Below are 22,379 nucleotides of genomic sequence, written 5' to 3'. Positions count from 1 at the left end.
CAGCTCCAGGGAGGTGGGTCGTGCTCGCCGCCGAGCGCCACCGCAGAATCGTCGCCGAGATCGCCCGGCTCAAGTTCGTCACCACCGACGACCTGACCACGCTGCTGGGTGTCTCCCACGAAACGGTCCGCAGGGACCTCGCGCTGCTGGAGCGGCGCGGCGAACTCGCCCGGGTGCACGGCGGCGCGACCAGCCCCCAGGCGCCGGTCGGCGAGGAGGCGTCCTTCACCGAGCGCAGCGGGACCCTGGCCGCGGAGAAGGAGGCCATCGGCCGGGCGGCGGCGGCGCTCATCGAGCCGAACCAGATCGTCGTGATCGACGTCGGCACCACCGCGCTGGAGGTGGCCCGCGCGCTGCCCGCCGACCACACCGGGGTCATCGCCACCCCCTCCCTGCTGGTGGCCGCGGAGGTCAGTACCCGCCCCCGGGTCGAGGTCCTGGTCAGCGGCGGCCGGCTGCGCCCCGGCGACCTCGCCTGCTCCAACGCCCAGGCCGTGGAGTTCTTCGGCAACCTGCGGGTGGACGCCGCCTTCCTGGGATCCGGTGGCCTCGCGCCCTACGGGCTCACCGACTTCCACCTGGACGAGGTCGCCACCAAGCGGGCCATGCTCGCGGGCGCCTCGCACCGCTATGTGCTGGCCGACGCGAGCAAGTTCGGCCGCACCGCGGCGCACCGCGTGTGCGGGCTCGGTGACTTCGACACCCTCATCACGGACGAGCCGTGCCCCCCCGAACTAAGCACCGCCCTGACCCGCGCCGAAACCACAGTCATAGTGGCCCCAAAGGCCCCGTGACCACCACCACCCACATCACCACCCCAAAGGGGCACGGGGAACCGCGCACCCAACCCCCACCCACCCGCACACATCCCACCGCCGCCCACATCACCGCCCCAAAGGGGCGCGGGGAACTGCGCGCCCAACCCCCACCCACCCGCACAAACCCCACCACCGCACTCCCCACCACCGGCACACCCCCCACCACCGCACACAACCCACAACCGCTCACCCCACCACCGCACACTTCACCACCGCACACTTCACAACGCCCCCAGCGGCAACGCACCGACACACCGCCAAAGCCAGCGCAGCGCTCACGTGTTGAGCCAGACCACGACCCCCGTAACCCCGCTCAACACGGCCGCCGCGCCCGCCCTGATCGCGGCGGCACAGCGCGCGTCCGTGAAGGAGTCCGCGTCGTACGTCGATGACATGCCCAGACCCTCGCCCCGGAAGGACGCGCCGGACCAGTCGACCGCGGTGACGTTGTGGGTGGGTTCGGCCAGTTCGGCGCCCACGACGAGGAACTGCTGCGCGAGGTGGTTGGGGGTCACGGTGGCGAGCGGGTCGATCAGCTCGTTCCCGGCGCTGACGATGAGATCCGCGCCCATCTCCAGCGACTCGGTGACGCTCGGCAACAGGTCGGCCGGGTGCTCGACGGCCACCGTGCGCAGGTCGACGTGTTCGTCCTCGGCCCAGCTTCTGACCGCCGCCGCCAGGGTCCTGGTCGGGCGGTCGTCCCCGGCGGTCAGCAGGACCACGCGGTAGCCCTTCGGCGGATGGACGCCGTTCCAGGAACCGGGCCGCGGGGTGATGGTCGCCTCGGGGGTGGGCGGTGCGGACGGATCGGTGAACCCCGCGCCGAGCGTGCCGACGGCGGTCGGGCTCGCGTGCGGACGCGACCAGTCGTCGCCGGAGCTGCATCCGGTGGCCAGGGCGACGGCCGCGGCCAGTGCGGCGGCGGCTCTGAACGGCGTGCGCAAGGCGATCGTCCTCCAGGTGGTGACTGCTGGTGCCTGCACATCCTCATATGCCGACGCTCGCCCGTCCTGTCCGAAAAGGGCTTGCCGAAGGGTTGTTCTTCCATGATTCGCCGCAGGGGCGGCATGTGTTCACCCACGACGTGGAGCGTGCACGGGCAACCTGAAGGAGACACATGTCACGACACGTCCGCCGCGCCGTCATCGGGGTCATCGCGGCGGTGACCGCCCTGCTGGGCACCGTATCGCCCGCGCAGGCCCACGGGTTCACCTCCACCGTGTACGTCCAGGTCACCGCCGCGGACCAGGGCCGCATCCGGACGACACTGGAACTGGAGTACGACCTCCTCGTCGTATCCGCCGCCGACGCCGAGCGGGACGATCCCCTCTTCCGGTCGGGGACCGCCGCGTTCGAAGCCGGCGACACCAAGGGGCAGGCCGCGGCGCTCGACGCACACGCCCGGTCGGCGGTCGGCTATGTCACCCGACGTTTCTCGGTCGGCGCGGACGGCCGGACCTGCGCACCCTCGCGGCAGGGCGCGTTCACGATGAGCCGTCAGGAAGGGGTGCCCTACGCGCGTATGACGCTCGACTGGGCCTGCCCCGCCGGTGCCGGCGATCCCGTGGTGCGCAGCAAGCTGTTCCCCGACGGCGAGGGCTATGTCCGCGACACCAAGACGATCATCACCTACGACCTCGGTGGCCGATCGGGCAGCGCCGCGCTCGACGCCGCGCATCCGTCCTTCTCACTGGGCCAGTCCTGGTACGAACGGTTCTGGGAGTTCTTCCGCCTCGGCGCGGAACACCTGCTCGGCGGCATCGACCACATCCTGTTCCTGCTGGCGCTGATCGCCGGGTCGCGGCGGCTGCGCGAGATCGTGCTGGCGGCCACGAGCTTCACCCTGGCGCACTCGGTGACGTTCCTGCTCGCCGCGCTCGGCGCGGTCGATGTGCCGGGACGGATCGTGGAACCCGTCATCGCGCTGTCCATCGCGGTGGTGGCCGGCTGGTACCTGTGGCGAATGTGGCGGCACGGGGGCCGCGCCGCCGAGGTCGAGTCCCTTGAGGGCGGACGGCTGGGCCTGGACCGCGCGGGCTGGGTCCGGCTCGCCGTCGTGTTCTGCTTCGGTCTCGTGCACGGTCTCGGCTTCGCGGGCGCCCTCGGCATCCACGAGGCATGGTCGTGGACCCTGCTGTGGTCCCTGCTGGTGTTCAACGTCGGTATCGAAGCGGTCCAGTTGGGGATCATCGCCGTGGTGTTCCCGCTGCTGGCGCTGGTGCGCGGCCGGGCTCCGGTGGCCGGGCTCCGGCTGACCGGAGCGATCTCCGCGGGTGTGGCCGCGACGGGCCTGGTGTGGTTCGTACAGCGGGTGGCGGGCGGCTGAGCCGGCGGGAGTCGGGCGGGTGACAACGGGCCCGGCGAAGAGCCGCCAGTCCTCGGGAAGTTCAGCAGTTCCCAAGATCGCATTTAAGAACGGTTTACCAAACGGAGAGACGTTCATCGCGTCCATTCATGCACTCCGTGCACCAAAGGAACGAAATTGAAGAGATTGAGACCCTCCACGCAGGCTTCCGGGCCTGCGCGGCGCCGCGTGGCCACCGGGACCGCGGCGGCATTCCTGGGTGTGGCCGTCGCCCTCGGCAACGGTCTGGCGTCCCCCGCCAGTGCCGCCGACGGCACCACGCTCAGCGGGATCATCCTCGGTGTGGGCGCCAACGAGTCGCAGCGCACCGTGACCTGGTACTCCTCTGACGACACCGCTCAGAAGGTGCAGCTCGTCCCGACCGCGCAGCTCGTGAACGGCGAGTTCCCGGCCGGCGCCGCCGTCTTCGACGCCATCGGTGGGGCGAACATCGCCACCAGCGGCGGCTACAACCGGCACGCCACGATCACCGGTCTCAAGGAGCACACGGCGTACTCCTACCGGGTCGGCAGCGAGGGCAACTGGTCGACGACGTACTCGTTCAAGACGCAGGACTTCGAGGGCGACTACGACTTCCTGTTCTACGGCGACCCGCAGATCGGCTCGTCCGGCAACACCGCGAAGGACCAGGCCGGCTGGCAGGACACCCTGGACGTCTCGCTCGGCGCCAACCCCGACGCCGAACTGCTCGTCTCGGGCGGCGACCAGGTGGAGACCGCCAACACCGAGTCCCAGTGGAACGCCTTCCTCGCGCCCGACAAGCTGCGCCAGTACCCGTGGGCGGCCACCATCGGCAACCACGACGTCGGCGGCAAGGCCTACGAGCAGCACCTGTACACGCCGAACACCGACCGCACGGCCCCGTACTACTCCAACGGGAACCCGGCGTCCAACACGTCCGGCGGCGACTACTGGTTCGTCTACAAGGACACGCTGTTCATCGACCTGAACAGCAACAGCTACGCCACCTCGCAGGGCGGCGGCGGTGACGCGGCACACATCAACTACGTCACCGACGTCATCAACAAGCACGGCTCCGAGGCCAAGTGGAAGGTGCTCGTCTACCACCACGCGATCTACTCGCCGGCCTCGCACGCCAAGGACAACGACAACAAGGTGCGCCGGACGGACTTCCCGACGGCGTTCTCCAAGCTCGGCGTCGACCTGGTGCTGCAGGGCCACGACCACAGCTACTCCCGTAGCTACCTGATCAAGAACGGTCAGAAGGCGAACCCGGACGAGCAGCCCGGTGCGGCCGATGTGTACGCCGGTCCCGGCGGTGTCCTGTACGTGACGTCGAACTCGGCGTCCGGCTCGAAGTACTACGACATCACCAAGCCGGACAGCAGCGGCACCAGCGGTGCCGGCAACGGCGCCGACCCGCTCAACCCGGACAGCTACTGGTACAACTCGGTGCAGAACCAGGAGCACGTCCGCAGCTACGTCAAGGTCGGCGTGCGCAAGGACAAGCTCGTCGTCGAGAACCTGCGCAGCGGCACCTGCCAGGCGCCCAACGCCGCGGTGGAGCTGGGGCAGGTCTCCTGCACCAACACCCCCGAGGGCAAGCCGGTGGGCTCGGTCGTCGACAAGGTCACCGTGCACCCGTACCACGGCAACGGCCAGGACCTCCAGGTCGACGTGCCCGACGCTCCTCCCGGTGAGTTCGGCTGGACCATCGACGGCTACAACGGCCTGGTGGACCTCGGCACCGCGAAGGACCACGACGGCGACTACTTCCAGGCGGGCGGCCGGATCAACCCGATCCTGGTGTCGGACAGCCGCCGCTCGCTCGCCCCGTGGTCGATCTCGGCCAACGTGAGCGACTTCAAGGACGGCGACAAGTCGTTCTCCGGTGCCTACCTCGGCTGGACGCCGAACGTCCTCCAGGACGGCGCCGGCGCCAAGGCCAGCGGACCGGTGGCCTCCGGCTACGACGACCACGGCCAGGGTCTGTCCGTCTCGCGCGGCCTGGCCTGGGCCGAGCAGGGCCACGCCAAGGGCAAGGCCAAGCTGGGCGCCGACCTGGACCTGAAGATCCCGGGCAGCGTCAACAAGGGCACCTACCGCGCCACCCTCACGATCACTGCGCTGAGCAGCTGACCGTACCCGTTCCATCCGTGGGGGCGGGCGCCGTCCGGTGCCCGCCCCCACACCCCGCCTGCCCAGACCGCCCGAGGACCCCAGATGCACGCGCCCACCCCGCGCCGGAAGACCACCGTCGCCGCCCTCCGTACCGCCGTCCTGGCCCTGCTCGCGGCCCTCGCGATCGCCGGACCGTTCACCACCTCCGCCCAGGCCGCCGGCGGCGATGTCACCTGGACGGTCCGCACGGCCCCGAACAGTTACGGGTCCGACCGGTCCAGCTTCGGCTACGGCGTCAACCCGGGCGGCCGGATCGAGGACGCCATGGTCGTCGCCAACCGCGGCAAGGACCCGCTCACCCTGGCCGTCTACGCCGCCGACGGCTTCACCACCGACGCGGGACAGCTCGACCTGCTCACCAAGGACAAGAAGTCCGTCGGCGTCGGCGCCTGGGTGCACACCGACCGCGACAGCGTCGTGGTACGGCCCGGCAGGACCGTCCGCGTCCCCTTCACCGTGTCCGTCCCGGACAACGCCACACCCGGCGACTATGTGGGCGGCATCCTCACCTCCCTGAAGCAGTCCGACGACGCCGCGGGCATCAACGTGGACCGCCGCCTGGGCATCCGGGTCAAGCTGCGCGTCAGCGGCGAACTCAAGCCGCGCCTGGAGATCGAAGACCTCAAGGTGCGCTACGACGGCACCCTCAACCCGTTCGGCCAGGGCGACGCCACCGTCAGCTACACGATCCACAACACCGGGAACGCGATTCTCTCGGCCCGCCAGACGGCCTCGCTGTCCGGGCCGTTCGGCTGGCTGCGCGCCGACGCGGACACCGTCGCCGCGCCTCCCGAGCTGCTGCCGGGCGAGAGCTGGAAGGTGACGGTGCCCGTGCACGGTGTGACCCCCGCGTTCCGGCTGACCGCGACCGTCACCCTCACGCCGCTGCTCACCGACGCGTCGGGCTCCACCACCGCGCTCAAGAAGGTCGAGGCCGACGCGGGCGGCTGGGCCGTCCCCTGGACGCTGCTGCTGATCGTCGTCGTGCTCGCCGCGGCCGTCACCGCCTGGCTGGTGCTCGCGCGCCGCGCCCGCGCCCGGCGCAAGCAGCGCGAGGACGCCCGGGTGCGGGACGCCGTCGAGCAGGCGCTGCGCGAGCAGGAGACCCAGGAGACCCCCGCCCCCTGAACCGGCACGGCGGATGCGACGACGGCGGCGGCAGCGTCAGCGGCTTCAGCGTTCCACGGTCGGGTCCCAGGCCGGCCGCATCGCCTTGGCGAATTCGTCGATGACCGTGTTGCAGAACGCGGGCAGGTCCTTCGGGCTACGGCTGGAGATGAGCTGCCCGTCGACGACGACCTCCTCGTCGAGGACATCGGCGCCCGCGTTGCGCAGATCGGTGCGGATGCTCGGCCACGAGGTGACGCGCCGGCCGCGCAGCACGTCCGCCTCGGCGAGCGTCCACGGGCCGTGGCAGATCGTGGCGACCGGCTTGCCGCTCTCCATGAACGCCTTGACGAAGGCCACGGCGGCCGGGTCCATGCGCAGCTGATCGGGGTTCATCGTGCCGCCCGGCAGGACCAGCGCGTCGTAGTCGCCGACGGAGGCGTCGGCGACCTTCCGGTCGACCGTGAACGTGCCCGCGGCGTCGATGTCCATCTGACGTGCGCTGATCTCGCCGTCGTGCAGGGAGAGCAGTTCGGTGTCGGCCCCGACGCCGTGCAGGGCGCCGCGCGGCTGTTCCAGTTCGACGCGCTCGACCCCGTCGGTGGCGAGGAAGGCGACCTTGTGGCCGCGGAGTTCGTCGGTCATGTTCGGCTCCTTGCGATGGCCCTGCGGGGCTTTGGCGGGGGGTGTGGCGCGTGTGTGCCATACGGTGTGCTGGGTATCCGCTGGCGCGAGAAACATGCGCGGTGTGGGGCTAAAACATGGGGTGCGGCGTTTTGGGTGCGGGGGGTGTGCGCCGTTGGGGTGCGGTGAGTGGGTCTGTGCGGGTGTGTGGGGGTTGAGCGCGCAGTTCCTCGCGCCCCTGGGGTGGGTGCGGTGAGTGGGAGCGTGCCGGTTCGTTGTGGTTGAGCGCGCAGTTCCCCGCGCCCCTGGGGTGGGTGCGGTGAGTGGGAGCGTGCCGGTTCGTTGTGGTTGAGCGCGCAGTTCCCCGCGCCCCTGGGTAGTGGGTGGGTGCGGTGAGTGGGAGAGTGCCGGTGCGTGGGGGTTGAGCGCGCAGTTCCTCGCGGCCCTGGGGGGGGTGGGGTCGGGGCGTGTTTATTTGGCGGGCGGTGTGAACAGGGCCAGTTCTTCTGCGTAGGCCAGTAGGAGGGTGGCGTCCGGGTAGGCGGCCAGGGTGTGTACCGCGTAGGGGACCGGTAGGGGCGGGGCGGCCTCGCTCAGTGTGGTGAGGTCCCAGATGCGTACGGAGCCCTCGCCGGCGCTGACGGCCAGGGCACGGCCGGCGTGGGAGGTGACCGCGAGGGCCGTGACGCGGCGGTGGCCGCGCAGGGCGTCGCCGACCGGCCGGCCGGTCATGAGGTCCCAGACGCGCAGCGAACGGTCGTGCCCCGCGCTGGTGACGGCGACGGACCGGCCGTCGACCACGGCCGTCGCCGCACCGTCCACGCCGCGCCGGTGGCCGGCCATGGCCGGGCCGAGCGGGCTGCGGTCCATCAGGTCGAAGCGGCGGACGGTGTGGTCGGCGTGCCCGGTGACCAGGACCGTACGCCCCTCCACCAGGGCGCTCGTGATCACCCGCACACAGCGCCCACCCGTCGTGAACGGCGGGCCGTCGGCTTCCCCGGACGCCAGGTCCCACACCCGTACCGTCCCGTCCCGGCCGCCCATGAGGACCCGCACCCCGTCCGGCACCGCGGCCGTGGCGAGCGCCCCGGGCCACGCCTCGGGGGAGTCGAGCGGCGCCGCGCTCTGTCCGCCCGTGGCGAGATCGCAGATCCGTATCACCTCGTCCTCGCCCGCCGAGAGGACGAGGGTGCGGCCGGCCACGACCGCGGTGGTCACGGCGTGCACCGTGCCACGGTGCCGGGTCAGTGTGCGGGCGCCCCACGGCCCGTCGGCCGCCTCCCAGACGCGTACGGTCCCGTCGAGCAGCCCGGCGACGGCCAGCCGGCGTCCGTCGAGGCAGACCGGGGCCAGCGCCGTCACCGTACCGTCGTGGTCGGCCGGCGCCTCCCCGTCCCGGCGCCGGGCGGCCGGCTCCCAGCCGCGCACCAGGCCGTCGAAGGCCCGCGCCACGAGGACCGGCCGTCCTGCGTCCGAGGCCACGGCCACCTGTTCCACCGGCTGGTGGTGACCGGTGAACGCGTCGGCCTGCTGCCGTCCGGTGACCGGATCCCACGCCCGGACCGTGCGGTCCCGGCCGCCGGTGACCACCAGCGTCCGGCCGGCCCACCGGGCCGCCGTCACCGCCTCGACCGGCCCGTCGTGCCCGGCGAGTGCCACGCCGAGCGGCCGGCCGGTGGTCAGGTCCCACAGCCGGGCGGTGGCGTCCCGGCTCGCGGTGACCGCCAGCACCCGGCCGTCGTCCTCGGTCACCGTGGCCACCGCCGTGACCGGGGCCGTGTGCCCGGTGAGCGGGGCGCCCACGGGGCGCGCGGTGAGCAGGTCGCGGACCAGTACGTCGCGGTCCTCCCGTCCGGCGGTCACGGCGAGCGGGCGGCCCCGCACCACGGCGGTCGCCACGCAGGCCGCCCAGTCGCTGTGGCCGTCCGCCGCCTCGGCGAGTTCCCGGCCGGTGGCCAGGTCCCAGGAGCGCACCAGGCCGTCCCAGCCACCGGTCACCACGACGGTGCGGCCGTCCGCCTCGGCACTCGCCGCCGTGGTGATCCGGCCCCGGTCGACGACCAGGGGGGCGCCGGCCGGCTCGCCGGTGCGCGGGTGCCAGGCCCGCACGGTGTCGCCGTACCGGCCGGCGTCGGGCAGACCGTCCGGACCGCGCCGCTCATGACCGGTGAGGACGAGCGGTGTGCCGGCCGCGTCGAGCACCGCCACCACCCGGGCGCCGTGACCGGCCGCGAACCCGGCCACGCGCGCACCGCTCAGCACGTCCCGTGCGCGGACACCGCCGTAGCTGTCGGTGTCCACGGCCACGACACGTCCGTCCAGTTCACCGAGGACCGGCCGGAGCCCGTCGCGGTCCAGCACGGCGAGCAGCCGTTCGTCCACCTGCCGGCCGGTGGCCCAGGCCACCCGCCACGTGGCCGGCCGCTGCCCGGGCGGCCGGTCCGCCGCGTCCGCGGGCGCCGCGAGCGCGGTGAAGGCCGCGGCCAGGTCCGTGCGGCCGAAGCGGGCCGCCTCCAGGGCCAGCAGCCGGGCGCGTTCGCCGGGGTCGGCGTGCCGCAGCAGGTGTGTCACGGAGCGGTAGACCGCCGCGGTCCGCCGCTTGTGTGCGTCCGCGGTGGCCGGGGGCAGTGCGCGCAGCACCTCGTCCGGCGCCGCGTCGGTCCAGAACGCCGGGTTTGCCCAGGCTGGTTCGTCCGCAGCCACTCGTAACTCCCTTGTCCTGCCGGGTACTTCCCGCTGCGTGGGTGACAGCCCGTCAGACGGGCCGGCGCCGGTGCCCGCGGCGAGGGCCGCGGCCCGTGTCCGCGTCCAGGGCCAGCACGGTGCCCTTGTCGGTGCCGACGTAGACGATGCCCTCGGCGAGCACCGGGGCCGTCCCTGATCCGTCCAGGGTGTGCCGCCACCGCACCGCGCCGTCCGCCCGCCCGACCTTGAACAGCTTGCGCCCCGCCTTGGTGGTGACGAGCCAGGCCGAGTCGCCGCTGATCGCGACGGACGAGGCGCCGTAGGCGCTGGGCAGATGCCACACCGGGGCGCCGGAGTCGGCCCGGCAGGCGTAGGCGCCGCCGTGGCTGTCGCCCACGAGGACCAGGCCGCCGGAAACGGACGGGGTGCCGTCGATCACGCCGGCCGCCTGGCTGCCCCAGCGGTGTTCGCCGGTGGCCGCGTCGTAGGCGTGGAGTTCGGCCCGTCCGGTGCCGACGTAGAGCGTGCCGTCGACGACGCTCGGGGTGCAGCACGTCAACTGGGTGTCGCCGCCGGCCCGGTGCCACAGCCGCTCGCCGCTCGCCGCTTCGAAGGCGCTCAACGCGCCGTTCGCGCCGTGCACATGGACCCGGCCGTCCGCCACCGCCGGGCCGGACCCCGAGCCGTCGGGCAGCGGGCGCTCCCAACGGGGCTCGCCCATCGCCGCGTCCAGCGCGCGCAGTCTGCTCGCGTCGCGCAGCAGGTAGGCCGGGTGGTGGACGAGGTACAGCAGACCGCCGTCGACCACCGGCGCGGCCGAGTGCCCGACCTGCCGCTGCCAGCGTTCCTGCCCGTCGTCCGCGCCGATCGCGTGGAGGATGCCGTCCTGGCCGACGACGAACACCTGACCGTCGGCGGCGGCCGGACTGCGCAGCAGCGGGCTTCGGGCCGCGAAGCGCCAGCGGGGCTCGCCCGTCACCGCGTCCAGCCCGTAGCAGTGGCCGTCGGCGCAACTGACCAGGAGGGTGCCCGCGCAGACGACGGGCTCGGCGCGGACGGCCCCGGCCAGGGCGACGCTCCACGCCTCGAAGCCGGACGGCGGCCGGCCTTCGGGGAAGACACCGGTGTGCGCCGCGTTCCCGCGGACCATGGCGGAGGCGGTGGAGGTGCGGGCGCCGGTGGCGGCGGACGCGTCCTGCCGCGGCCGTGCGGCGGCGGGCGCCGGTGCGGTGTCGCGGGCGTCGTCCTCGGGGCGCGGGTCGAAGAGGTCCGCCAGGCGGATCAGTGACCGCAGTTGGTCCAGCGGGGCGGTGTCGTCGTCCGTGAGCGGGTGCGGCGCGGGCGGCCGTACGTGGCACAGATGGTCGCCGTCCACCCGCCACTCCAGCCAGGCCCGGTCGTCCGCGAACTCCCGTACGGCGGGCGTCAGCAGCCGCTCGGCGGCCTCGACGTCATCCGTCTCCACGACGTGGGCCCGGTCGTAGGCCGGGTCGCCGATCTCGTACAGATGGCGGTCGGGGCGGTCCCGGACCACTTGTTTCAGCAGCGGGACCATGGTGTCGACGGCCAGTCCGTGCCGGGAGACGGCGGTCAGCGGCAGGGACGTGAACAGTTCCACCAGGCACACGGTCAGCACGCTGTGCCGTGGCAGCCGCGACCACACGGGCGTGGGTTCGCTGCGTACACAGTCGAAGACGGTGACCCGCCGGCCGTCCAGCGTGCCGCTGACCGCGAACCGGGCCGCCCACTGTCCCGAGGCGGCACCGGTGACGGCCCCGCGCCAGCGCTCCAGCAGGTCGGGACGGTCGTCCTCGTACGTCCATCCCTGCCGCTCGGCCAACTGCCGCCTGCCCTCGCCCCGTCGGCGCAGCTCCGCCCGCCCTGCCATGACCACCCCCACCGTCTCGGACATCCACTGTGTATCACGAGGCATGTTCAGGTTCCGGTTCCCGCATCCGCCCGGCTCAAGTGGCCCGCCGGTGCGCGGGTGGGGTAGGGTCGAACACGAGCGCGGCGGTCAACACCGCTCAAGCGCTCGGTGCGTTGGTGGTCCAAGGAAAGACGTCCCGCTTCCTGCGGGGAGATGCAGGTGCAAGGCCTGCCCGGCGCTCGAACCAGGCCCCTTCCCCGGTATGCCGGGGACGGGGCCTGTGGTGTTCCGCCCGCGGCGGAGCAGGCGCCGCTCGCGTCCAGGCCGGCGGCCGAGGGCGTCCGACCGGGCACCGCGCCACGGCCGCGCGTCCCGGGCGGTGGGGCTCGCGGGCGCCGAGCGCCGAGCGCCGACGGGAGGTCGGCTCCCCATCCAGGACGGACCGGTCGCCGTGGCGTCGGCGAGGACGCTCCGCCCTCGCGTCGGGCGGCGGCCTCTCACCTGGACGCCCGGCCCGCCCCCGCCGGCTGCCAGGGTCCTCGGGCCGGCTGGACCACCCGGATGGCGGACATGTGTCCCAGGCGGGCGGCGGGCGGGTGCGGTGCCCGGTTGCCGGGTGGGGCGGGTGCGCCTTGAGTGGAGCCAGCGCGCTCGGGGCGACGGGCGCGGCACGCACACGTACCAGCGGCAGACACCTACCAGCGGCACGCACACGTCTCAGCCGGGAGCGGCCCGAACCGGAGGCATCATGTCCGACATCCCCCCGCCCGTCACGCCCTACCTCGAACCCGCCGCGAGGGAGCTGGCCGAGGCCACCGACGCGCACCCCCGCATCCACGAGGTGCCGCCGGAGAAGGGGCGCGACATCCTTACCGGGCTGCAGAGCGGCGAGGGGGTCCGGCGGCCGGAGGTCGACGAGGAGTGGGTGACCGTCGACGCCGGGAAGTGGGGACGGGTGCGCACCAGGATCATCCGGCCCAGCGGGGCCACCGGTACGCTGCCCGTCGTTTTCTACATCCACGGCGCCGGCTGGGTGTTCGGTGACGACCAGACACACGACCGGCTCTTTCGCGAGCTCACCGTCGGCGCGGACGCCGCGGGTGTCTTCCCGGTGTACGACCGCGCCCCCGAGGCGAAGTACCCGGCCCAGATCGAGCAGAACTACGCGGTCGGCCGGTGGCTCGCCGAGCACGGGGCCGAGCACGGCCTCGACCCGGGCCGGGTGGCCGTGGCCGGCGACTCGGTCGGCGGCTGCATGTCGACCGTGTTCGCGCTGATGAACAAGGAACGCGGCGGCCTCGACCTCAGGGCGCAGATCCTGCTGTACCCCGTCACCGACGCCAGCTTCGACACCCCGTCCTACCGGCAGTTCGCCGAGGGCTACTACCTCACTCGCGACGCCATGATCTGGTTCTGGGACCAGTACTCCGCGCCCGCCCAGCGGTCCGAGCCGTATGCCGCGCCCCTGCGGGCGAGCCTCGATCAGCTCAGGGGCCTGCCCGCCACGCTGGTCGTCACCGATGAGGCGGACGTCCTGCGGGACGAGGGCGAGCAGTACGCCAACCGGCTGCGCGAGGCGGGCGTGGAGGTCACCGCGGTCCGGGTGGGCGGCATGGTCCACGACTTCATGATGCTGGACAGTCTGCGCGACACCCACGCCGCGCGTGTCGCCCGCCATCTGGCCGTGCAGGCCCTGCACCGGGCCCTGCACGGCAGCTGACCGCGTGCGACGAGAAGGCGTGACCGGGTGTCCCCGAGTGCGCGGCGCCGCCCGGCCCCGCCGGCCACCGGGGCGGGCGGCTCAGGCCGTCAGCCGGGCGAGCACCGAGCGCATCGCGCGCCGGACGGCCGCACGCGACTCCTCGGTCGGGTCAAGGGTCTCGAAGCCGTGCCCGCCGTGCGGCACGTCGACCACCTCGACGTCCGCTTCGCACCGTCCGGCCTCGGTCAGGAACTCCTCGACGGTGGCGGCGATCTCGGGGGTCTCCCGGCCCGCCCGGGTGAGCACGAGAGGCAGGGCGCCCGCGTCCCTCACCGCGGCAGCCGGGCGGAACCGTTCGCCGGACAGGCCCCAGTTGGGCAGCGGCGCCAGGACGGGGTAGCTGGCCGCCACGCAGCGCAGCCACGCCGGGGGCGTGCGCAGCCAGTCCGCCAGGAGCAGTCCGCCGCCGGAGAAGAACCACAGCGCGACCCGGTCCGCGGCCACCCGCGGATCGGCCCGTACCCGTGCCACCGCGGCGGACACGTCCGCGGCGGCGCGCGCGTAGTCGGTCACGTCGTGCAGCCGGTGGTCGACGGTCGCGCCCACCACGCCCTGTCCGGCCGCGTACCGGGCGTATCCGACGAAGCTCGGCCAGTCCCGCGGCGTCGGGCGGGCCCCGGCGGGCAGCGGGCCGCCGTGCACGAACACCACGGCCGGCCGCGGGCCGGGGGCGTCGGGCAGATGGAGGTCGACGTTCTCCATGCGCTCACGCGGTCGTTCGGGCACGTCCAGCGGGAACGGCCGCAGATGCGCGGGCGGTTGTGCGGAGCCGGCCGGCCGCAGACGGTACCCCTCGCCGGCGGCGGCCCGCAGCAGGACCTCGGCCAGTTCGGCGGGGCAGGACAGCATCGGCCAGTGCCCGGTGGCCAGTTCGAAGAAGGTCACCCGCTCGTCGACCAGGGCCGCCAGTGCGGGATCGCCGAAGTCCACCAGTTTCTGGACCAGTTCGATGCCGGCGCCGTTGCCGGTGCACAGCACGCCGGTGGTGGGCAGCGCGGCCGCGGCGCCGGTCAGCCGCAGCGGCTGGAGCAGGGTGTGCAGCGGCTGCGGCACGGCGCGGGCCGTGAGCCGGTCGAGCGCCGCGTCGGGGATTCCCGCCGTGCTGCCCCAGCGCTGCCAGTCACCACCGGACGGTGGCTCCAGCACTTCGCCGGCGCCCGCGGTCGCGGCGCGTGCGGCGAGCCGCGCCCGCAGTTCCTGGTCGGGTACGGCGGCCAGGGCCGGCGCGCCGTCCTGGGGCGGCGCCCCGTCCACGGACACGATCCGGGCGATGCGCTCCGCTCGCCGGTCGGCGGCGCCCAACGCCGGATGGATGCCGTAGCCGTGGCCGACCAGCACGATCTGGCCGTCCGCCGACCGGTCCACCGCGTCGATCGCGGCGATGACGTCCCCGACATGTGTGTCCAGATCGACACGGCCTCCCGCTGTGTCGTCGGCCGCGGCAGGACCGGTGAGGGCGACCGCGTGCGCCTCGGCGCCCGCCGCGGCCAGCCGAGCGGCCGTCTCCTCCCACACGTGTGCGCCGGTGAACACGTCCGGCACCATGATGAACACGGTCATGGCTCTCTCCTCAGCACGCGGTCGTCGCGGGCCGGCCCCGTGGTCCGGCCCGCGCTCGCCGGTACCGTAGGAACTCCCCCGGAGGGAGATTCAACTGTCCATGTCGTACGACGGCCTGTGGAGCATCGGCGAACTCGCCGAGCAGGCGGGCGTCACCGTCAAGACCGTCCGTTTCTACTCCGACCGCGGCCTGCTCCCGGAGACCTCCCGCAGCGCCGGAGGACACCGCCGCTACGGCCCGGACGCGCTGGACCGGCTGCGGCTGATCCGTGCCCTGCGCGCCCTCGACCTGCCACTCCCCCAGGTCCGCCGCATCCTCGACCAGGAACATCTCGATCTGGAACACGAGGACAACGACGGGGGCAGCGCGCTCGAAGGCGCCGTCGCGGAGCGGCTGCGCGCCCTCGGCACCCAGCTGGCGGCCCTGCGCTGGCGGGAGGCGGCGCTGCGGCTGGTGCAGGAGTCGCCGCCCGGTCTGCGGGCCGAGCGGCTGCGACTGATCGGCGCGCTGGCCGTGCCGCCGAGCACCGCAGCCATGGCCCGGTTCTGGCGCGCCTGGCTGCCGGCCCGGATGCCGGCCCGGGCGGTGGCCGCGTTCCTGGACGTGGCGGTCCCGTCGCCGCCCGATGACCCCACCCCGGAGCAGACGCTGGCCTTCGCCCGGCTGCACGCCCTGACGAGCGGCCCGTGCACCGGCGCCGGACCGACCCAGCCCGCGGCGCACCGGGCCGCGGGGGCCGAGGGGTCGGCCGTGCTGTACGCGGGCCTGGCCGAGGCGTACGAGCTGGCGGGCGCGCAGCTGCGCCGGGGCCGGCCGCCGCACCCCGGCGAGGCGCTGGACGGTTTCGTCGCCGCCTACACGAGCGCGTACGGCACCCGGGACACCCCGGCGTTCCGCCGTCTGCTGGCCGCGCAGCTCGCCGCCGATCCGCGGATCGACCGGTACTGGGAGCTGACGGCCGTGGTACTGACCCCGCCGGGTGGGCAGCCGCCGCCGACACCCGGTTCCGCGCACGACTGGCTCCTCGCGGCACTGGCCGCACAGAACGCCGGCCCGCCCCCGGACCCGTTGCCGGCCTGAGCAGGCCGCCACGACGGCGCCGCAGACGAACCGACGGCACGACGCGGCACGTCCCGGCACAACCAGCGGAGCGCCCCGTGGCTATCTCTCGACGAGATAGCCGTCATCGGCATTCATCGTCGTGCACGGGGAAGCAACGCCGGCCGCCGATTGCTGCTCAAGCCGAGGGCACCGACGACGCTGCCAGACCATCCCGCCATGCCGCCCCCGGCCCGTCCCCGCGAAGAAGGCAATGTGTCCCACTCACCGGATCTGACCGCGCAGCGCCGCACCGCCGATACCTCCGGCTCCGTCGGCGTCCCGGGCTGGCTGGTCGCGCTGCTGGCCGTCGCCACCGGCATGACCGTCGCCAACCTGTACTACGCCCAGCCGCTGCTCTCCCAGCTGCGCGACGTGTTCCAGGTGAGCGAGGCCACCGCCGGCCTGCTGATCACGCTCACCCAGATCGGTTACGTCATCGGCATGCTCTTCCTCGTCCCGCTCGGCGACCGGCTGGAGAAGCGCGGCCTGGTGACCGTGCTGCTCGCGGTGACCACCGTCGCCCTGCTGGCGGCGGGCCTCGCGACCGGGTTCCCCATGCTGCTGGCCGCCTCCCTGGTCAGCGGCGCGACATCCGTCGTCGCCCAGATACTGGTGCCGTTCGCCGCGAGCCTGGCCCCGGACCACACGCGCGGCCGGATCGTGGGCCGGGTGATGAGCGGACTGCTCACCGGCATCCTGCTGTCCCGGACGCTGAGCAGCCTCGTCTCCGACGTGGCCGGCTGGCGCGTCGTCTACCTCGGCTCCGCGGTCCTGATGGCGGTGCTGGCGGTGGCCCTGTGGGTGGCTCTGCCGCAGCAGGCGCCCACCATCTCCGTGCCGTACCACCATGTGCTGCGCTCCACCGCCGCCCTGCTGCGCACCCACCCGGTGCTGCGGCGGCGCGGCCTGTACCAGGCGGCGATGTTCGGTGCCTTCAGCGCCTTCTGGACCACCGTCTCCTACCTCCTGACCGGTCCGCGCTTCCACTATTCCGCCGTCGGCGTCGGCATCTTCGCGCTGGTCGGGGCGGCCGGGGCGGCCGTCGCGCCGCTCGCCGGGCGCTGGGCGGACCGCGGGCTCGTCCGGCCCATGACCGGCGGCGCGTTCGCCGCCGCCGCGGTGGCCTTCGCCGTCACGGGGTTCGGGCAGCACAGCATCGTGTTCGTCGCCCTGGCCGCCGTCGTCGTGGACATGGCCGTGCAGACGAGCCTGATCCTCGGCCAGCACACCGTCTACCAGCTCGACGCGCAGGCCCGGGCCCGCCTCAACTCGGCCTTCATCGCCGTGTTCTTCCTCGGCGGTGCCCTCGGCTCCCAGCTCGGCTCCTTCGCCTACCGCGCGGCCGGCTGGGGCGCGGTGAGCGCCTTCGGCGCGGCCCTGCCGCTGCTGGGGCTGCTGTACTGGCTCACCGAGCGCCGCGACGCCGCCGAGGGTGCGCCACAGACCGCCTGAACCGGCCGGCGGCCGACGTTGACGGTGCGGACCCGGTCCCCCGGGCAGCCGACCGGCCCGACTGGAGGGCCGCCCGCGTCGGAACCGGTCCGGTCCGGCCGGAGGGCCGTCGCGTCGGCCCACGTTTCTTGAGCGCTCGATCCAGATAGGTTAGGGTAGGGCGCATGGCACGCACCCGGGAATTCGACACCGAGGCCGCGGTGGCCCGCGCGATGGAACTGTTCTGGACGCGCGGCTACGAGGCGACCTCGGTGCGCGATCTGACGGCCCATCTGGGCATCGGACAGGGCTCGCTGTACGCCGCGTTCGGCGACAAGGACGGCCTGTACCGGGCCGCGCTTGAGCACTACCGGGCCACCCTCGCGGCGGCGGCCCTGCGCAGCCTCGACGAGGGGGCCGACGCCCGGTCGGCGATCCGCGCCATGCTGGTCGAGCGGATCCGGATCGCCGTCGACCACGGCGGCCGGGGCTGCCTGCTGGTCAACGCCGCCTGTGAGCGCCTGCCGGGCGACCCGGCGACCGGCCGTCTCGTGCGCGACGTGCTGAGCGCAAGCCAGGAAGCGCTCACCGACGCGTTGCGCGCGGCGGCCGAGCGGGGCGAACTCGCGCCGCGCCACGACCCGTACACCCTCGCGGCCTACCTCGTCACCTTCCTCAACGGCCTGCTGGTCTCCTCCAAGATCACTCCGGACGCCCGCGCCCTCGAACCCCTCGTGGAGGTCGCGCTCGCGGCCCTCGACTGACATCTCCACGCCCACGGCCGACCCCGTGGCCGGTTTCCCGACATCCGCCATCTCTTCATGTCCGCAATTCTTCATGCCTGCAATATGGATCGTACGATCCAGATAATTCGGAGGAACACGATGCCCCCTTCACCGACCCCCACCACACCCGCTCTCGGCGGCAGCCGGTGGAACACCTTCCCGGCGGCGAGCCGCATGACCGCCCGCGCGTTCTTCACCGGCGCCGAACCCCTGCTGCACGGCGCCATCGACGCCCTGCCGCGCCCCGACTTCGACGTGCTGCGCGCGCAGATCCACGCGACCCTCGGCCTCGGCACCCGGGAGACCTCCCTGCCGCTGGCCATCGGCCCCGACAGCGCCCGCGCGGCCCGTGAACTGGGCGCGCAGGCCGAGTCCATCGGCCGCGAGCTGGCGTCCTGGACGTCAGACGCCCTGGTCCGGCCGCGCGGCCCTCGCACGCCGCCGCCCGCGGGCCCCCTGGTGGTGCGCAGCCACTGCTACGGCCATCTGCTCACCCGCCCCGCTGCCGAGCTGCTGCTGGGCAGTACCGGCGACTCGATCGCGATGCAGCTCTACAACGAGTGGCTGCACCAGATCGTCCTGCTGCGCGACGCCCTGCTGCCCTTCGCCAACTGGCACGAGGTGCCGCTGCTGGTCACCCCGACCGGGCTGGTCCACACCGAGCAGGCCCGCGACCGCTTCCTCACCGAACTCCTGGTCCGTCAGATCCGGCACTCCAGCATCGTGGACTTCGCCCGGCACGCCGTCACCGGCGCCCCGGGACCCAGCGGCTACGGGTTCGACGCCGACGGCGGCACCGTGCTGCCCGCCGTCGTGGACGGGCCGCCCCGCACCACCCCGGGTTACCTGCTGACCTGGCGCCGCGACCCCGCCGCGGCGGGCACCGCCACCTACGTCGCCGAGCCACGGGACTACTACGCCGCGCCGCGCACCCCGGCCGGACAGCTGCCGCCCGCCACCGCGGCTCCTGGGCCCCTCACCGCCCGTGTCGTCACCGGCGAGGTCGTCGACGGGACCCGTACCGCCCGGATCGAGGTGACCCACGAGGGCACCACCGCCCGCGTCGACCTCGGCCAGGCCCTGCGCGGCCACCGCTTCGCCCGCCACCGCACCGCCGCGGACGCCCCGGCCGCCGACGGCATCGCCACCCCCGGCCCATGGGCCGTGCTGCGGGCACCCGGACTGGTGTCGGCCGAGGCGGGCGGCATCACCGTGGACGCCACCGGCCAGGCCGACCTCGTCGTGCTCGCCCTGCTCGGCAGGCTCTACCCGGATCACGTCGTCCTGCGCTCCCCCGGCCACGACGCCGATCCCGACGGGCCGGGCGGCCTGCTCGTCGAAGCGCGCGGCCAGGGCCGCGGCGGGCGTCCGGACGGCCCGACGCCGGCCGCCCGCTGATCACCCGAACCGAACGGCTCCGGCCCCGCGGCGGTAACCGCTCCAAGGCGGCCAGGTGGAAGCAGCCGGGCAGGGGCGGTTGAAGGGCGGTAGCCCGCCGTGTCCGGGCCGGCCGTCGGCCGCCCCCGGTACGCTCCACCCGTGGGGGTGCCGGGGAAGGGAGCGGGCGGGGGCATGGCGGGCACAGGGGAACAGGACGCGCGGGACACCGGGCGGGCCGGAGTCGGTCCATGGGCGCCGCTTGCGCACCGGCCCTTCCGCCGTCTGGCGGCCGGGCGGCTGCTGGTGTACTTCGCCAACGCGATGGCCCCGGTGGCCCTCGCCTTCGCCGTGCTCGACACGACCGGTTCGACGACCGACCTGGGCCTGGTGGTCGGCGCGCGTTCGCTCGCCAACGTGGCGCTGCTGCTGGTCGGCGGGGTGGTCGCCGACCGGGTGCGGCGCACGCTGGTGCTCCAGGGCTCGGCGCTGGCCGCGTCCGCGGTGCAGGCGGCCATCGCCGCGAGCGTGCTGCTGGGGACGGCGTCGATTCCGCTGCTGATGCTGCTCAGCGTCCTCAACGGCGCGCTGGCCGCCCTGTCGTTGCCGGCGTCCGCGGCGCTGACCCCGCAGACCGTGCCGTCCGAGCTGATCCGCCCGGCCAACGCCGTGCTGCGGATGGGCATCAATCTGGGCGCCATCGCGGGCGCTTCGCTGGCCGGCGTGGTGGCGGCCGTCCTCGGCCCCGGCTGGGGTCTGGCCGGCAACGCGGTCGCGTTCGGCGGCGCGGCCGTGTGCTTCCTGGGTGTGACGGTGCCCGGGGCGAACGGAAAGGCCGCGCCCGGCGAACGGGTCCGTCCCGTGCGCGAACTGCGCGAGGGCTGGCGGGAGTTCACCGCCCGCCGCTGGGTGTGGCTGGTCGTCCTGCAGTTCATGGTGGTCAACGCGGTGATCGCGGGTGGCGTGCAGGTGCTCGGCCCGGGCATCGCGGACGACACCTTCGGCCGCGGGCTGTGGGGCGCGGTGCTGGCCGCCCAGATGGCGGGGGCGCTGGTCGGCGGGGTCCTCGCCGCCCGGTCCCGGATCCGCCACGCGCTGCTGCTGGGCGTGGCGCTGACGGCGATGGAGGCGGTGCCGCTGGTGATCCTGGCCGAGGCACCGCACGCCCTGCTGCTGGGCGTCGCGATGTTCGCCAGCGGGCTGGCGCTGGAACAGTTCGGGGTGGCGTGGGACGTCTCGTTGCAGGAGAACATCCCGCACGACCGGCTGGCCCGCGTGTACGCGTACGACGCGCTGGGCTCCTTCGTGGCGCTGCCCCTGGGCGAGATGACCGCCGGGCCGCTGGCCCACCGCCTGGGCACCGGCACCACGCTGCTGGCCGGGGCCGCCCTGGTGGCCGCCGTCACGGCGGCGGCCGTGTGCAGCCGCCAGATCCGCACCCTCACGACGGGCCGCGCACCGGCGGCGCCCGGGACACCGCCCCTGACCGGAACACCGCAGACACCGCAGACACCGCACACACCGGAGACACCGGAGACACCGGGCACAGCCGAGGCGCTGCCGCGGTGACGTTCCGGCGCGGTGTGGAGGCCGTCGGCGCGCCGGTGGTGTGCGGCAGGTCCGAGGAAGGCGTCATCGGCCCGCGGACGGCCTGGGCGGTCGGTCCGGAAGGGGAACGACGTGCCCGGCAGGCGCGCGCCGCGGGTATCCCCGGCTGACGGCCCGTCGGGGCCGCGGCCGGGCACGGGCGGTGGCCTTCGCGTCGGGTAAGAAACAGCACGTGCGGTATGCCCGACGGCATGGCGGACGCGGGGGCGGCCGGCCGGCGGTGTCAGACCTCGGTGGTCACCAGGGCGGACCGGCGGGCGTGTTCCGCCTCGGCCTCGCGTACGACGCGGGCGCCGCGGTCGGGCGCGGTGTCCAGCCTGATCAGCGCCGCTGGTGTGGCGACGGCCGGCAGCATGTGGTTGTACAGGACGGAGACCCGCTCGCTGAGGTCGCCCCAGCGGGAGGCGGCCTCGGAGAACGCCTGCGTGCCCAGCCAGGCCCCGAAGAAGCACTCGGCGGTCTGCGCGGGCTCGACGTGCGGCAGCACCTCGCCCCGCTCCCGGGCCTCCGTCAGCAGCGCGGTCGACTGCTCGATCCAGGCCGGCCAGGTGCTGCCGAACCGGGTGCGTCCTTGCAGGTCGCCGGAGAGCCGGATGCCCGCCCGCAGGATGACGTCCCGGGGGACCTGGTGCGCCAGCGTCATGCCGGTGTCCACCCACTCCTGCAACTTCAGTTCGCGCGGCACGCGGTGGTCGCGGGTGATCCGCGCCTCGATCACACCGCGCGCCAGCGCGTCCTTGGAGCCGAAGTGGAAGTACAGGGCGCCCTTGGTCACCCCGGCACGTTCCAGGATCTCCGCGATGGTCGCCGCGGCGTAGCCACGCTCGGCGAAGACCGAGGCGGCGGCCTCGACAACAGCACGGCGGGTCCGGACCGCACGCTCCTGCCGTGCCATGGGACCGCTCCTTTGGTGAAAACCAAACCGAACGTGATGCACCTTACCCCAAGGAACCGCCACCGCCCCGGCGCTGGTTGACGGCGACGGTCCGTCGGTCTTCGGTGCCACGCCGGCCGCCGGGCGCGGCTGCGGTGCCCGCTCGGCGGGTGAGGGAGCGGGCCCGGATTCTTCCGCCCCCGCAGGACCGCCCGCCGCGTCGGCACCCCCGGGCGGCGGCCCTCGTGAGCGGGGTCTGCGTGCCGCAC

The 22,379-nt window shown here is 73.9% G+C and carries 16 protein-coding genes; 10 read left to right on the top strand and 6 right to left on the bottom strand.

Going from position 1 to position 22,379, the window contains the following annotated elements:
• The first annotated feature begins 20 nt into the window (after positions 1–20).
• The gene (locus tag AC27LF_RS28355) at positions 21–794 is read left to right on the top strand and encodes a DeoR/GlpR family DNA-binding transcription regulator (protein WP_479656657.1); all 774 of its coding nucleotides are present in this window, start codon (positions 21–23) and stop codon (positions 792–794) included.
• 299 nt (positions 795–1,093) lie between these two features.
• Here AC27LF_RS28355 and AC27LF_RS28350 read toward each other — a convergent pair whose 3' ends face one another.
• Positions 1,094–1,762, bottom strand: coding sequence for a type 1 periplasmic-binding domain-containing protein (locus AC27LF_RS28350; RefSeq protein WP_479656656.1), 669 nt, complete (start codon positions 1,760–1,762; stop codon positions 1,094–1,096).
• 173 nt (positions 1,763–1,935) lie between these two features.
• Between AC27LF_RS28350 and AC27LF_RS28345 the strand changes: the two genes are divergently transcribed.
• The 3 genes from AC27LF_RS28345 to AC27LF_RS28335 all read left to right on the top strand — a co-directional run bounded on the left by AC27LF_RS28345 (position 1,936) and on the right by AC27LF_RS28335 (position 6,453).
• Positions 1,936–3,144, top strand: a complete 1,209-nt coding sequence (locus tag AC27LF_RS28345) for a HupE/UreJ family protein (RefSeq protein WP_479656655.1) — start codon at positions 1,936–1,938, stop codon at positions 3,142–3,144.
• Between the two features lie 207 nt (positions 3,145–3,351).
• Positions 3,352–5,283, top strand: a complete 1,932-nt coding sequence (locus tag AC27LF_RS28340; protein WP_479656654.1) for a purple acid phosphatase family protein — start codon at positions 3,352–3,354, stop codon at positions 5,281–5,283.
• Between the two features lie 84 nt (positions 5,284–5,367).
• Positions 5,368–6,453: a WxL protein peptidoglycan domain-containing protein gene (locus AC27LF_RS28335; RefSeq protein WP_479656653.1), complete on the top strand. Its 1,086-nt coding sequence runs from the start codon at positions 5,368–5,370 to the stop codon at positions 6,451–6,453.
• A 45-nt stretch (positions 6,454–6,498) separates the two neighbouring features.
• Here AC27LF_RS28335 and AC27LF_RS28330 read toward each other — a convergent pair whose 3' ends face one another.
• From AC27LF_RS28330 to AC27LF_RS28320, 3 genes are all read right to left on the bottom strand, one after another.
• Entirely contained in the window at positions 6,499–7,077 is a 579-nt protein-coding gene (locus tag AC27LF_RS28330) for a type 1 glutamine amidotransferase domain-containing protein (RefSeq protein WP_404030653.1), read from the bottom strand.
• 450 nt (positions 7,078–7,527) lie between these two features.
• A complete protein-coding gene (locus AC27LF_RS28325) occupies positions 7,528–9,759 on the bottom strand; it encodes a WD40 repeat domain-containing protein (protein ID WP_479656652.1) in 2,232 nt (743 codons plus the stop codon).
• A 52-nt stretch (positions 9,760–9,811) separates the two neighbouring features.
• A complete protein-coding gene (locus AC27LF_RS28320) occupies positions 9,812–11,653 on the bottom strand; it encodes an outer membrane protein assembly factor BamB family protein (RefSeq protein WP_479656651.1) in 1,842 nt (613 codons plus the stop codon).
• Between the two features lie 706 nt (positions 11,654–12,359).
• Here AC27LF_RS28320 and AC27LF_RS28315 point away from each other — a divergent pair.
• A complete protein-coding gene (locus AC27LF_RS28315) occupies positions 12,360–13,331 on the top strand; it encodes an alpha/beta hydrolase (RefSeq protein WP_479656650.1) in 972 nt (323 codons plus the stop codon).
• A gap of 81 nt (positions 13,332–13,412) precedes the next feature.
• On the opposite strand, the gene AC27LF_RS28310 is transcribed toward AC27LF_RS28315, so the two are convergent.
• Positions 13,413–14,933, bottom strand: a complete 1,521-nt coding sequence (locus AC27LF_RS28310; RefSeq protein ID WP_479656649.1) for an alpha/beta hydrolase — start codon at positions 14,931–14,933, stop codon at positions 13,413–13,415.
• 94 nt (positions 14,934–15,027) lie between these two features.
• On the opposite strand from AC27LF_RS28310, the gene AC27LF_RS28305 reads away from it, so the two are divergent.
• From AC27LF_RS28305 to AC27LF_RS28285, 5 genes are all read left to right on the top strand, one after another.
• Positions 15,028–16,014, top strand: coding sequence for a helix-turn-helix domain-containing protein (locus AC27LF_RS28305; protein WP_479656797.1), 987 nt, complete (start codon positions 15,028–15,030; stop codon positions 16,012–16,014).
• Between the two features lie 234 nt (positions 16,015–16,248).
• A complete protein-coding gene (locus tag AC27LF_RS28300) occupies positions 16,249–17,487 on the top strand; it encodes an MFS transporter (protein WP_479656648.1) in 1,239 nt (412 codons plus the stop codon).
• 164 nt (positions 17,488–17,651) lie between these two features.
• A complete protein-coding gene (locus AC27LF_RS28295; protein ID WP_479656647.1) occupies positions 17,652–18,230 on the top strand; it encodes a TetR/AcrR family transcriptional regulator in 579 nt (192 codons plus the stop codon).
• Between the two features lie 120 nt (positions 18,231–18,350).
• Complete coding sequence (locus AC27LF_RS28290) at positions 18,351–19,649, top strand: hypothetical protein (protein ID WP_479656646.1); 1,299 nt, start codon at positions 18,351–18,353, stop codon at positions 19,647–19,649.
• A 174-nt stretch (positions 19,650–19,823) separates the two neighbouring features.
• Positions 19,824–21,197, top strand: coding sequence for an MFS transporter (locus tag AC27LF_RS28285; RefSeq protein WP_479656645.1), 1,374 nt, complete (start codon positions 19,824–19,826; stop codon positions 21,195–21,197).
• A gap of 262 nt (positions 21,198–21,459) precedes the next feature.
• On the opposite strand, the gene AC27LF_RS28280 is transcribed toward AC27LF_RS28285, so the two are convergent.
• Positions 21,460–22,131, bottom strand: coding sequence for a ScbR family autoregulator-binding transcription factor (locus tag AC27LF_RS28280; protein ID WP_479656644.1), 672 nt, complete (start codon positions 22,129–22,131; stop codon positions 21,460–21,462).
• Between the last annotated feature and the right edge of the window lie 248 nt (positions 22,132–22,379).

It is taken from the genome of Streptomyces diversicolor (assembly GCF_057537855.1).
The sequence above is the reverse complement of the archived record's forward strand: the minus strand, read 5'-3'. Positions and strand labels throughout refer to the sequence as shown.